The sequence below is a fragment of the Paraflavitalea sp. genome (assembly GCF_059502485.1).
Genome location: NZ_JCACET010000010.1, coordinates 1,297,920 through 1,310,650, shown reverse-complemented (window position 1 = coordinate 1,310,650; position 12,731 = coordinate 1,297,920). Strand labels below are relative to the sequence as shown.

The following is a 12,731-nucleotide window of genomic DNA, read 5'->3' as shown; positions in this document are numbered from 1 at the left end:
AGAGGGCCATCGTAATGATGGCCCTCCCTTTTAAGATTTTAAAAACGGGGATCTATGCTTTCCCTCTTTTAATACCACATCCAACAGAGCGGGATTTCTTCACACTTACTTCTTTACCGGTAGTAGCTTCATTAATAGCTTCTTTCAGGTGCTTGCGGCTTACGGAGCCTTCATCGTTGGGGTTGTCATCGATAGCACCGTGGTAGATCAGTTTGCCTGATTTGTCGAACAGGAAGCATTCTGGTGTACGGGTAGCGCCAAAGGCATCTGCCAGCTCATTGTTCTTGTCTTCTGCATAGTACCATTTGAAACTTTGTCCTTCTGCATAAGACTTCATAGCAGCGAGCGACTCTGTAGTGCTGCGATTGCCTTCATTGGAATTGAGCAATACTACACCTACATTTTTATCCTGGGCATATTTACAGATCTCATTGGTACGGGACTGGTTGTTGATCACAACAGGGCAGGTGTTGCAACTGAACATGACCAGCAATCCGTTTTCTTTCATAGCGCTTTTGAGGGTAAGCTCTTTCCCGGAAATGTCCTTCAGCTTATTTTCCGCTTTGGGCATATCGGCGCCAATGGGAAGTGGGTCGTTATTGACGGAGAAGGCCAGTAGTGCTACCGCAGGCAGCAACAGGCAGGTTACAAGCTTTTTCATGCGAAGAAGTTTTTGGTACTTACAAGTTACTAAAAAAATCACTTCACCAGTTCACCGCCTGTCGCGTGTTTCGCCCTTTCTTCCGCCATTGCCTTTAAGGAGTGGATGCTTACGTTCAATTCATAGCCGATCAATAGTACCAGTGAATTGATGTATATCACGATCATTAGCACAATGATGGTGCCAATTGAGCCGTAGAGGGCATTGTATTTGCCAAACATGCTCACGAAAATAGAGAAGCCTACCGTGGAGAGAATGCTGAGAAAAGTAGCCAGTATGGCGCCGGGCGACGTGATCCGCCAGCGCTTTTTTATAGCCGGGGCATATTTGTAAATAAAACCAAATGTGTAAAAGATTAATGTTATTAAGAATACCCAGCGTAATATCTTGATCACTGTTGTTACGAAATCATCTTTGATACCCATCATCCTCAATACGCTGCCCTGCATGGATAGCAGTAGCAGACAGGCGAAGATGAGGCCCATCATCAACAAGGTAAGTCTGATAGCCGCCCAACGGGTTTGCAGGCCTGTCCGGCGCTGGAAGCCAATATAGTTTTTGTTGAATGAGCGCATCAGCCCCATCATGCCATTGGAGGCAAAGAAAATAAGCAGCACAAAACCAAAGGATAGCAAACCGATCCGGCTGTTGGCCCAAAAGCTGTCCACAAATTCGATAATGCCTTTGTTGTATTCCGGCGCCGGTATCATTTCGCGGATCAGTGATCTCAGCTGCCACCGGATGGAGCGTTGACGTATAAATGGTAATTGTGGTATGAGTGTAAAGAGGAACAGGCAGGTAGGAGGGATGGCCATGATAAAGTTGTAGGACACGGCCGAAGCCCTTTCTGTGAGCCCCACTTTGTTCATTTGCTGGATGAAGAAAACACCTACGTCATATAGCGGCACACCGTCGAAGCCGGGCAACACGATGTGCTTGCTTTTCTCCGTTACAAAACGAACGGGTGGTAAGTTCAATAATATACGCTCGATCTTCTTCATGCTATCCTGCAAAGGCGGCTTTATTTGCCTCCTGTATCTTCTTTTGCTTTTCGTTTAGCCCTTTCGTCCATGGACTTGTGAAACTCACGGGCATAAATCATATGGTCTTTATAGTCCTCCGTGAAAATATGCCTGCTAAGGTCGGGACTTACCACGAAATACAGATACTTCGTTTTAGGTGACTGCAATACTTTATCCAATGTAAGGAGCGAAGGTGTGCAAATCGGTCCGGGTGGAAGTCCTTTGTTGCGGTAAGTATTGTAAGGCGATTCTACCAGCAAATGCTTTTCGTAAATGCGTTTGAGTGTAAAATCGCGTAAAGCAAATTTCACAGTAGGGTCGGCCTGCAGGGGCATACCGGCATAGTACCGGTTGAGGTACACGCTGGCCATCGTATCTTTTTCGCTGTTGTTGTTGGTTTCTTCTTCGATGATGGAGGCAACGGTATATGCCTGTACAGGCGTTAAATTCAGCGACTGTGCCTGTTGTATACGTTCCGGCGTCCATACCGTTTTGTATTCGGCAAACAGCTTTTTGAAAATGGCCGATGGGGTAGTGTTCCAGAAGTAAGTATAGGTGTTGGGATATACAGTAGCTATAATAGTATTCGTATCGAAGCCATAATGTTTAAGCGTGTCTTCATTGCGGATGTATTCCATGACGGAGGCAGAGTCGCATTCGAACCTTTTGCCAATCATGGCTGCAAGGCTTTCTTTGGTGCGCAGCTTGGTGATCACTAAGTTGACAGGCGATTGCTGTCCGTTGCGCAGCATGCGTACGATGGCAGAAAGACTCATACCATTTTTGATCTCGTATTTGCCGGGCTTTACCTTTTCCGGCAGGTCGAGCCGGTTGGCCAGGAAATCGAACGAGCCAGGGTTCTTAACGAACTGGCTGTCTTTGATGGTTTGCAATACTTCGTCGTAGGTGGCATGGCCTGTACGGATGTAGAGGTATTTGCTTTTTTCGCTGAAGGCGGTATTGGACATGAAGAACCGCCAGCCGATAAACGCAGCGCCGGCTAAAAGGATAACGAGAAGGGTCAGTATCAACTTCTTCCACATAGGTTATAAGATATAAGATTGACTGTAAAATAGAAAAAGAATCGAGAATCCGGAATACAATAAAAAACCCTGCCGGAAAAGGCAGGGTTGAATATGTTGGAATTAATCAGCTTATTACTTGGGAACAGCAGGTGTTGCGCCTGGATTAGGAGCAGGAGCCTGTTGTTGTGTATTTGGTCTGATGTTGGTGTCCTTTATCTCAGCACCTGAACCAGAGCCGATAAAGAATGCTGAACACAGGCACAGTAAAGCGATCACTATGGCCATTGTCCAGGTACCTTTTTCCAGCACGTCAGTGGTTTGCTTAACGCCCATGAACTGGGTGTTGAAACCGGCAATATTACCAGCAAGACCACCACCTTTAGGGTTTTGGATGAGGATGAACAAGCCCATCGCTACACTTGCTATAATGATCAGGATCACGAAAAGAATCATATCACAATGCTTTTATTTGTTCAATACGAGCTGCAAAATAAGGGCTTTTGGAGGGATTCTGCAAACTTAATTTCTCGTATATCGCTATGGCTTTCTGCTTACTACCCTGTTTTAACCACACTTCGGCCATGGCTTCTGTCACCACGTCTTTTCCTTCCACTGAATGGCCGGCAATTTCCTGGATGGCCTGTTGTGCGGTTTCGTCAAAAGGGTTGTTGGGGATCTCTTCCGACTGGGTGGGGGCGATGCGTTTCATGCTGCGCAGCCACTCGGTAAAGCTCTTCAGTTGCTTGCCCAGTTTGTCTTTCAGGTCTTCCTGGCGCAACTTAATACCCTGGGAAGCAAAGTAATCGATGGTATGATAAGGCTCAAACACCGGTTCCTCGCTTTCGCTGATCACAGGCTTGAAGGCGTCCAGCAGCCCGGTTTTTGGTATTGACAACGTTTCGGATGTTTCTGCTACAGGAGCCGGAGCTTCTATAGGTGTTTCGGGCACTTCAGGTGTGGCGGGCGCTTCAGGTGCTTCGGATAGAATCGCTTCCACTGGCAATTCAGCAGCAACAGCGGGGGCTGGCGTTTCCTCGATCAGGCTCACGGGTTCTGCTACGCCGGGGATAAATATCTCTGTTTCAAGCGGCTCTGTTTCTTCTGCTACCGGCGCTGCGGCAACAACTTCCCCGGGCGTTGGTATTTCCTCCACGATGGGGGCAACGGTTGCTGCTATCGTTTCTGCCTGGGGAAGATCAGTAGGTGTTTCAGGCTCAGGTTGTTGCGGTTCGGGCGTAACGATTGTACGCGCTATTACCGGTTCTTCCTTTGGTTGGGAAGGTATGAGCAATGTTTCTGCTACAGGTTCATGCTCCTGCAAGGTCCAATGCAGCCACAGGGGATTGTTGAACCAGGTGGCGGCGCTGGCCGATTGGGCAGCGGTACGCTCCGGCGCTGTGTCGTGGACTTTTTTGGCCAGCAGCCAGTGACCTACAGATGAGTAGGGATGGTCTTCTGTAAACTGCTGCAGTACTTGTTCCGGCACTTCCTGCAAGGTATCTTTTTGAAAAAAGTGCTTTACAATAGTATGGATATGTTGTTGCATGAAACGGGTTACCAGTTTGAAAATAAGCGGTTGAACACTTCATCCACCATGTTTTTGATGATGGTTTCATTCAATTGTGGCTCGGCTTGTGACAACGATAGATTAGCATCGAAGTCGAAGTTGCGCGACACGCTGGCTTCAAAGTTCGTCTTGGGATCATTCGGATCTACAGAGTTCTTTAAAACAATTTTTATACCAACGGTCAGCCGGCTGATAGAAGCCGTTTGCTGTCCCTGGTTATTGGGTGAAATACCTGAGGTAGAAACGTCATAGGAAGTGATCGTGCCTGATATTTCATAGTGCGCACCTTCCTGCACGGGCGAAAGCCTTGTTTGGTTTACGATCTTTTGCCGTAGCTTATCAGTGATCTGCGGGCTCAATTGTGGATTTACATAACGCGCTGTGTTCCCGATCAGGTCAACCTGGAAGGTTTTGATATTAGGGGGAATGGACACATCCTTGAATGAGTAGCAACCGCTGAACAGCAGGATCAGAGGCAAGACAAAAACAGCTATTAGCTTTTGGCCATTAGCTGTTAGCCTTTGCAGGCTTCTGAATCCGGTATTCTGTATTCTATTACTCTTTAATGTCATATTCTTTTAACTTACGATATAAGGTCCTTTCACTGATGCCCAGGTCGGTAGCGGCATCTTTCCGTTTACCCTTGTGCTTTTTCAGGGCTTTCATGATCAGGTCTTTCTCCATGTCCATGATGTTCAGTGAATCTTCCACTTCCTCATGGTGATGGATGGTATTGTCATCATGGTGCAGCATTACTGGCTGTGCTGTGGTTACAGCAGGTGTTGCCGGCATAATGGACGGCGCCAGGATCTCTTTGCTATTCTTCAGCTCATTGAGTATCGCCTGGTTTTGCGCCATGCCCGGGTTTTGCAATATCTCCACAAACATCTTCTTCAGCTCCGTCACGTCTTTCTTCATATCGAAGAAGAGCTTGTACAATATCTCCCGCTCATTGGCAAACTCATGTCCATTTGTTGCTCCACCGCCCGCTGAATTCACCAACACGGGTAAGCGATTCGATACATCCCTGTCGGGCAGGAACCGTCTCATCTCCTGTGCTGTTACCTGTTTATCGCTTGCCAGCACCGACATCTGCTCTGCAATATTCTTCAATTCACGAATATTGCCCGGCCAGCCATAGTTAATTAACACATCTTTCGCCTCATCGTCCAGCTGGATAGGAGTGGACTTATATTTCTCTGCAAAATCCACCGCGAAGCGCCTGAACAAGAGGGGAACATCTTCTTTACGATCGCGCAGGGCAGGCACCCGGATGGGCACAGTGCTAAGGCGGTAGTAAAGATCTTCCCGGAACTTGCCATTCTGTGTAAACTCCAGCAGGTCTTTATTGGTGGCGGCTATTACCCGCACATCTGTTTTCTGCACCTTGGAGGAACCTACACGGATGAACTCGCCTGTTTCCAGCACGCGTAATAAACGCGCCTGGGTACCAAGCGGCATTTCGCCAATTTCATCGAGAAAGATAGTACCTCCGTTGACAGTTTCAAAATATCCTTTGCGCGAATCTACTGCGCCGGTGAAGGAGCCTTTTTCGTGACCGAACAGTTCGGAATCGATGGTGCCTTCAGGAATGGCGCCGCAGTTGACGGCAATAAAGGGGTTATGCTTTCGGTTGGATAGGGCGTGAATGATCTGCGAGAAGGCTTCTTTACCGGCTCCGCTTTCACCTGTAATCAAAACAGTAAGATCAGTATTGGCAACCTGGCCTGCTACCTGCAGCGCAAAATTCAATGCAGGTGAATTGCCAATGATGCCAAAGCGGTTTTTGATTGATTGGATATCCATAATCACAATTCTTTTAACTCAATTAATCTGGTTTCTCAAATCCTGCCATCATCCTATATATGCAGCCGGTAGTTACTCAACGATCTTGCCCAGCAATGTGCCACCGGTGCAACTGTCTATTGTAACCATCGCATAATCTCCTTTGTTCAGATTATGTCCGGCTTTCGGAAAAACGACTACTTTGTATTGACTCGTGCGTCCCATCCAATCATCTTCACTCTTCTTCGAGTCTCCTTCAATCAGCACTTTAACGGTTTGACCAATATCCTTCATATTACTCTCGTGGCTCAACTTTCGTTGCATGTTGATGATCTCATCGAGCCTTCTTTTTTTCACATCCTCGGGGATATCGTCTTTATACCGGCGTGCAGCCAGCGTGCCCGGCCGCTCACTGTAGAAGAACATATAGCTGTAATCATACCCGCTGTATTGCATAATGCTCAGCGTATCCTGGTGGTCTTCCTCCGTTTCGGTACAGAAGCCGGCAATGATATCGGCGCTGATGCTGCAATCGGGCATGATCGTTTTGATGCGGTCTACCTTGGCCATGTACCACTCGCGCGTATAGGTGCGGTTCATGAGTTGCAGGATCCTGGTCGAGCCACTTTGCACCGGCAGGTGAATGTACTTGCAGATGTTCTCGTATCTCGCCATGGTATGCAACACCTCATCGGTAATATCCTTGGGGTGGGAGGTAGAGAAGCGTACCCGCAGCAACGGGCTTACGAGGGCTACTCTTTCCAGCAATTGTGCAAAGGTTACGGTCTGTTCGCCGTTGGTGCCACTGTTCCAGTAATAGCTGTCTACGTTCTGGCCCAGGAGGGTCACTTCACGATAGCCACGGTTGAAGAGATCCTGGCACTCGCGTATGATAGAATCTGCATCACGGCTTCTTTCGCGTCCGCGGGTGAAAGGCACCACGCAGAAGGAACACATATTATTACAACCCCGCGTGATGCTCACAAAGGCATTGATGCCATTGCTGTTTAAGCGGATGGGGGCAATATCAGCATAGGTTTCTTCCCGACTCAGCAACACATTCACGGCTTTCTGGCCATCGGTAGCTTCTTCAATAAGTCCGGGTAAGGTGCGGTAAGCGTCCGGACCTACGACCATATCCACCAGCTTTTCTTCTTCCAGCAATTTGGATTTCAGGCGCTCGGCCATGCAGCCCAAAACACCGATGAGGGCGCCGGGATTGGTTTCTTTGGCGGCCCGCAGGTATTGCAAACGATGACGCACCGTTTGTTCGGCCTTTTCGCGGATGGAGCAGGTATTAATTAATATCAGGTCGGCCTCTTCGTAATTGCGTGTAGCGCCGAACCCGTTCTCATTCAATATAGAAGCAACGATCTCGCTATCCGAGAAATTCATTGCACAACCATAACTCTCGATGTAAAACTTCTTGCCATAGGCCACAGGGTCATTCACAAACGGGCTGTACGCCTCTCCCTGGCGGTTTTCATCCTGTTTGGTATGGGTCATCAGATCCGGCATCTCTTTATTCAAAATTTGAAAGGGGCAAAGATAGCTAAAATGGGGGAGAAATGATGACAGGATGGCAGCAGCAAACAGGCCCGCAAGGATAAATCCAGAAAAAGCGTCTTATCTGACCGTGGGAAGGTTTGCATGCCCGTTCATACCTGAAATTGGCTTGTTTAGCGAAATAGATTTTAGAGAATTTTCATGAAAAGTTAACTTTATCCCTGCATGACCCTACCATACCGCAGCTTTTTATTGATTTTTTTTACCATATCGACCTTTTCCTTGCAAGCCCAGGAAAGGAATGCCAGTGATGCCCAAGGCATTATCACGGGCAACCTGCTCGACGAAAAACAGAAGGCCATCGGCGATGCCACCGTAGAGCTGCAGCTGCTGGCCGACACCCTCACCAAAAAGAGCACCATCTCCGATAAGAACGGTAATTTCTCCATCTCCCACATCGCTTTTGGCTGGTACCGGCTGAAGGTATCTTACGTTGGTTTTCAAACTCTTACCATCGACAGCCTGAACTTCCGGATGGAAAGGTTCGATTTCAATATGAACGACCTGGTGATGAAATCTGGTACCAACAACCAGCTGGACGAGGTGGTAGTGTATGCCGAGAAACCCCTGATCCAGAGCAAGGATGGAAACATCACGTTCAATGCCGGCGAGTCGGCCCTGAGTGCGGGCGCTACGGCCAGTGAATTGTTGAAGAGCGTTCCCCTGGTAGCCAATGACCCCGATGGTAAAGTGGTGGTGCGTGGTAAAGAACCGAAAATATTGATCGATGATAAGCCCGTTGAGTTGAATGCCCAGCAACTGCAGGATTTCCTGGAGTCGTTGCCGGGCAGCATGATCGAGCGCATTGAAGTGATGACCAACCCGCCGCCCCAATATGCCAACGAACAAGGTGGGGTCATCAACATTATCACGCGCAAAGGAAGGGTAGGAGCGGGCGCCCGCGTGGCAGTTTCTGCCGGCACCATGGGTGAAAGAAATATCAGCGGCAACCTCAACTACCGCAAGAAGGGCCTGGCTATTAACCTTAATGTGAATACTGGTGACAACCGGGTGAACGGTTATGGCTACTCCAAGCGGGAGAACCTTTATAAAGATTCTACCAACTTTTTCAATACCACCAACAATTACCGCAACCGCAATACAAGGCCCGGTGCACGGTTGAGCATCGACTACGATATCGACCGCTATAATATCGTGAACGTACTGTTGTTGTTTAACCACAACGATTTCAGGAACCGCAGTGAGAACGAGTATACCAACCTGAACCGTTTTGAAGAGATCTACAGACTCAGCAACCGGTATGTTGAAACGGAGGGCCAGAACGTGAACCCCTCTGTGAACCTTACTTATACCCATCGTGGTAAAAAGCCGGGTGAAACTCTACGCCTTATTGCGGGGGCTAATTATTCTTACAATCAGAATAACCGTACTTTCTTTCAACAGTTCCTGAATCCCGATCGTACGTCTACCGGTGTAGACTCCACCCAGCAGCAGTTGAACGACAGCTGGAACCATGGATACAGCATCCGCATCAACTACGATAAGCTGCTGGACAATAAAACCACTTCTTTTTCTACCGGCGTAGCTACTGTGAGCGATATCAATCGTACAGAGTTGAAGACGCAATACATGAAGAAGCCGGAGAATGAATACGTCATCAGCGATTTGCTGAGCAATGATTTTGGCTTCAAACAGTTTGTACACAACGTCCGTTTTTCCATGAAGCAGTTGATCACTGAAGAGATGAGTATTTCTGCAGGTGTAACGGCCGAGGTCACAGATATTCAGTTTGAGCTGAAGGATAAATCAAAGATTGATAACGACTACACCACCTGGCTGCCCTTTGCCAATTTCAATAAGCGCTGGGAAGATGTATTGAACCTGAGTGTATCTTATCGCAAAACGATCCGCAGGCCGGGCATTGGCAACCTGAACCCCAGCATCGATTACGGTGACCCTAACAATCTCCGTTATGGAAACCCGGATCTGGCTCCTACAACGGCGCACAACTTTGACCTGGTACTGGGCAGGAATGGCGATAACTATTATACCAACCTTGGGTTTGGTTATAATGTAGTACAGAATATCTTCAGCCAGATCAGGAACCTGGTGGCTGATGGAAAAACAGAGACTACCTGGCAAAACATCGACGACCGCCATGAGTATGAAGTAAGCACCTGGAGCGGGTACACAGTATCCAAGCAATTCCGCATGAACTTCAGCGCCAGCTATACCTATAACAAGTACAGCCAGTTCGATAAAGAAAAGAATAGGTACCGCGATGGAGGTTCATTCACCACGAGTTTCAATACCAACTATTCACCCAAAGATGTGTGGAACATCAATGGCAACTTTACGCTCAACCGCTTTGCCAATCCGCAGGGCACGGTGCGTAGTAATATCCGTATGAACCTGGCGCTGCAGCGTAAGCTGTTCAACAAACGCCTGGTGCTCACGCTGAATGCCATTGACCCCATCTTCCAACAGAAGTATACCAGCTTCACCTTTGGTCCCAATTACAATCTTGAATCATTCAGCAATGCCCGCACACGCAGCTACAGGCTGACCATCAGTTATGCTTTTAATAACCTGGTGGGGAACAATAAAAAGAAACCAACTACAGCCAGTCAGGATGTAAAGAAGTTGTTGCCCGTTAAAAAATAATAGCTATTCTGTTCTCAAACTCTTTACGGGGTTCATCAACGCCGCTTTAATGGCATGGAAGCTCACAGTCAGTAAAGTGATTGCGAGTGCCCCTGCACCGGTGGCTGCAAAGATCCACCACGACAGCGTGCTGCGGTATTGATAATTCTCCAGCCAGTTGTGCATCACGTACCAGGCAACCGGCACAGCGATCAGCAGTGCAATGATCACGAGTACCACAAATTCTTTCGACAACAGTTGCCATACGTTCACTACAGAAGCACCCAATACTTTGCGCACACCTATTTCTTTGGTACGTTGCTCAGCAGTGAAAGAAGAGAGACCAAAGAGCCCAAGGCAGCTAATGAAGATGGCCAGTGTAGCAAAGAATGCAGCCAGACTGCCGATGCGCTCTTCTGCTGCGAACTTGGTATTGTATTCTATATCGGCAAATTTGAAATCGAAAGGAACGTCGGGAATGATCTTTTTAAAGGTAGCCTCGATAGCAGGCAGCGCTTTGCTGGCTGCTACGCCCTGTTTCAACCGGATGTTGATCCAGCCAAGCCTGTTTTCCATGCGGAATATGGTGGGCACCACCGGTTCAAAGGGCGATTCCATGACCATATCCTTGATCACACCAATAATTTGATAATGCTGAGCCTTACGCCAAGAGGTTTCCCACTTCACATATTCACCAACCGGGTTCTTCAATCCTATGATCTTCGCAGCCGATTCATTGAGTACTACGGCTGCCGAATCACTGGCCAGCTCTCCTGAGAAATCCCTGCCGTCTACAAACTGCCAGCCTACTGTTGTCCCATATTCATGGCTGACTGCCAGCGTACCAAAATGCGGATCGGAAGAGGGGTTTTTATCTTTCCAGTCAAATCCATTGTTCCACTGCCATACACCGGTAGTCTGTCCGCCCGACTCGGCCATTTCAGTTACTGCGCCTGTTTTCTTCAACTCATCCCTGAGTATTACAGATTTTCCCTTGAAGCCGGCTTTTTTACGAACCATCAGCAGCCCTTCCCGGTCGTAACCAACAGGGCGGTCTTTGGCAAACAGTATTTGCTTATACACGACGATGGTGCAGATCATTAAAGTAACGGAGATGGTAAACTGCATTACCACCAGCGATTTGCGGGGAATGGCGGCAAAGCGGCCAGCCCGGAAAGTGCCTTTCAATACCTTTACAGGATTGAAGGATGATAAATACAAGGCCGGATAACTGCCCGCCAGCAGACCGGTAAAGAATACAAAGCCGGCACACAACAACCAAAAAACGGATGCTGACCAGGGCATGGTCATTTGTTTACCGGACATTTCATTGAACCAGCCAAGGGACACAGCGACGGCGATTATTGCTACGACAAAAGAGATCATAGCGATCAGTAATGACTCACTGAAAAACTGTACCACCAGTTGAAGTTTCATAGAGCCCATGGTTTTGCGGATGCCAACTTCCTTTGCCCGTTTTTCGGAACGGGCCGTACTCAGGTTCATAAAATTGATGCAGGCCAGCAGCAATACAAATACACCAATGATACCTACCAGCCACACAAACCGGATGGCGCCTCCTTCAACCACACCCTCTTTGAAATCACTGTACAAATGCCACTTGCTCATAGGATGCAGAAATACCCTGGGGTTGCGGGCAGCCTGCTCTTTATAATTGTCGAGGTGTTTGACCACGTTCAACTCTGCATCCCTGATGCGGGTCGATATGGTTTCGGGATCCGTACCGGGATTCAACTCTGCATATATGTACAGGAATTGATTATCCCAGCTTTGCTCTTTCACCCAGGGATTCATGATCGTATAGAGATCGAAAGAAGCGAAGAATTTTGCTTCGTGAAAGTGAGTGTTCTGCGGAAGGTCTTCATATACGCCGGTCACTTTTACAGAAGTGTTGTTGTTGAGCTTAACCATTTTGTCTATCGGGTCCGTCTTTCCAAAAAGTGCTTTGGCCAATGAGGCCGACAGCAGGATGGAATGAGGCTCCTGTAAGCACTTGCGGTTGCCCCGAAGCATATCGAGGGTTAGCATGTCAGGCACTCCGGCATCTATGAACTGACCGGTAGTGACCAGTTGTGTTTCGCCTGTTGCAAGGTCCATCTCTTCCGGCTGACGGGCAGTGATTACCTGCTTGAATTCCTGCTTCCAGGTTGTTTTCAGTTCCATGGCCAGCGGATAGGGCAGGTAATAGTTACTCAGAACTTCCCCTTCATGAACCGTATGCCGCATCACCCGGGCAATGCGATCATAGTTGCGGTGATATTTATTGAAAGAAAGCTCGTCCCAGATCCATAGACCAATGAGCAAGGCTACTGACATGCCTGCAGCCAGGCCGGCTATATTGATCAGTGAGTGCGCCTTATTCTTGACAAGATTGCGAAGCGCGATGGTAAAGTAGTTTTTGAGCATAGTGAAAGCTTAAGCAGTTGTAAATTAAGTTGCTCCAATAAAGTGCCACATTATAGTCGGGTTATGCTTCAATA

At 48.0% G+C, this 12,731-nt stretch carries 10 protein-coding genes; 1 reads left to right on the top strand and 9 read right to left on the bottom strand.

Going from position 1 to position 12,731, the window contains the following annotated elements; translation table 11 throughout:
• Positions 1–52: 52 nt before the first annotated feature.
• The 8 genes from AC5JBY_RS22420 to miaB form a co-directional block, all read right to left on the bottom strand.
• The gene (locus AC5JBY_RS22420; RefSeq protein ID WP_495906894.1) at positions 53–661 is read right to left on the bottom strand and encodes a redoxin family protein; all 609 of its coding nucleotides are present in this window, start codon (positions 659–661) and stop codon (positions 53–55) included.
• A 38-nt stretch (positions 662–699) separates the two neighbouring features.
• The gene (locus AC5JBY_RS22415; RefSeq protein WP_495906893.1) at positions 700–1,662 is read right to left on the bottom strand and encodes a YihY/virulence factor BrkB family protein; all 963 of its coding nucleotides are present in this window, start codon (positions 1,660–1,662) and stop codon (positions 700–702) included.
• A 20-nt stretch (positions 1,663–1,682) separates the two neighbouring features.
• The gene (gene mltG, locus AC5JBY_RS22410; protein WP_495906892.1) at positions 1,683–2,726 is read right to left on the bottom strand and encodes an endolytic transglycosylase MltG; all 1,044 of its coding nucleotides are present in this window, start codon (positions 2,724–2,726) and stop codon (positions 1,683–1,685) included.
• A gap of 114 nt (positions 2,727–2,840) precedes the next feature.
• Positions 2,841–3,161, bottom strand: coding sequence for a preprotein translocase subunit SecG (gene secG, locus AC5JBY_RS22405; protein ID WP_495906891.1), 321 nt, complete (start codon positions 3,159–3,161; stop codon positions 2,841–2,843).
• Between the two features lies 1 nt (position 3,162).
• The gene (locus AC5JBY_RS22400) at positions 3,163–4,254 is read right to left on the bottom strand and encodes a hypothetical protein (protein ID WP_495906890.1); all 1,092 of its coding nucleotides are present in this window, start codon (positions 4,252–4,254) and stop codon (positions 3,163–3,165) included.
• A gap of 8 nt (positions 4,255–4,262) precedes the next feature.
• Positions 4,263–4,847 carry an LPS assembly lipoprotein LptE gene (gene lptE / locus AC5JBY_RS22395; RefSeq protein ID WP_495906889.1) on the bottom strand — a complete coding sequence of 195 codons (585 nt, stop codon included), beginning with the start codon at positions 4,845–4,847 and terminating at the stop codon, positions 4,263–4,265.
• Positions 4,831–6,081 carry a sigma-54 interaction domain-containing protein gene (locus tag AC5JBY_RS22390; RefSeq protein ID WP_495906888.1) on the bottom strand — a complete coding sequence of 417 codons (1,251 nt, stop codon included), beginning with the start codon at positions 6,079–6,081 and terminating at the stop codon, positions 4,831–4,833. The genes lptE and AC5JBY_RS22390 overlap by 17 nt, the downstream gene beginning before the upstream one ends.
• Before the next feature lie 72 nt (positions 6,082–6,153).
• Positions 6,154–7,566 (bottom strand): tRNA (N6-isopentenyl adenosine(37)-C2)-methylthiotransferase MiaB, encoded by a 1,413-nt coding sequence (miaB, locus tag AC5JBY_RS22385; RefSeq protein WP_495906887.1) that lies wholly within the window; start codon positions 7,564–7,566, stop codon positions 6,154–6,156.
• 225 nt (positions 7,567–7,791) lie between these two features.
• Between miaB and AC5JBY_RS22380 the strand changes: the two genes are divergently transcribed.
• On the top strand, positions 7,792–10,251 hold the full coding sequence (locus AC5JBY_RS22380; RefSeq protein WP_495906886.1) for an outer membrane beta-barrel protein: 2,460 nt from the start codon (positions 7,792–7,794) through the stop codon (positions 10,249–10,251).
• 3 nt (positions 10,252–10,254) lie between these two features.
• On the opposite strand, the gene AC5JBY_RS22375 is transcribed toward AC5JBY_RS22380, so the two are convergent.
• Positions 10,255–12,657, bottom strand: coding sequence for an ABC transporter permease (locus AC5JBY_RS22375; RefSeq protein ID WP_495906885.1), 2,403 nt, complete (start codon positions 12,655–12,657; stop codon positions 10,255–10,257).
• Positions 12,658–12,731: the final 74 nt, after the last annotated feature.

Bases quoted from the DNA above. Each gene is read 5' to 3' on its own strand.
- miaB (WP_495906887.1), bottom strand. From the start codon at position 7,566: ATGACCCATACCAAACAGGATGAAAACCGCCAGGGAGAGGCGTACAGC.
- AC5JBY_RS22390 (WP_495906888.1), bottom strand. From the start codon at position 6,081: ATGGATATCCAATCAATCAAAAACCGCTTTGGCATCATTGGCAATTCA.
- AC5JBY_RS22415 (WP_495906893.1), bottom strand. From the start codon at position 1,662: ATGAAGAAGATCGAGCGTATATTATTGAACTTACCACCCGTTCGTTTT.
- AC5JBY_RS22375 (WP_495906885.1), bottom strand. From the start codon at position 12,657: ATGCTCAAAAACTACTTTACCATCGCGCTTCGCAATCTTGTCAAGAAT.
- lptE (WP_495906889.1), bottom strand. From the start codon at position 4,847: ATGACATTAAAGAGTAATAGAATACAGAATACCGGATTCAGAAGCCTG.
- secG (WP_495906891.1), bottom strand. From the start codon at position 3,161: ATGATTCTTTTCGTGATCCTGATCATTATAGCAAGTGTAGCGATGGGC.
- mltG (WP_495906892.1), bottom strand. From the start codon at position 2,726: ATGTGGAAGAAGTTGATACTGACCCTTCTCGTTATCCTTTTAGCCGGC.
- AC5JBY_RS22400 (WP_495906890.1), bottom strand. From the start codon at position 4,254: ATGCAACAACATATCCATACTATTGTAAAGCACTTTTTTCAAAAAGAT.
- AC5JBY_RS22380 (WP_495906886.1), top strand. From the start codon at position 7,792: ATGACCCTACCATACCGCAGCTTTTTATTGATTTTTTTTACCATATCG.
- AC5JBY_RS22420 (WP_495906894.1), bottom strand. From the start codon at position 661: ATGAAAAAGCTTGTAACCTGCCTGTTGCTGCCTGCGGTAGCACTACTG.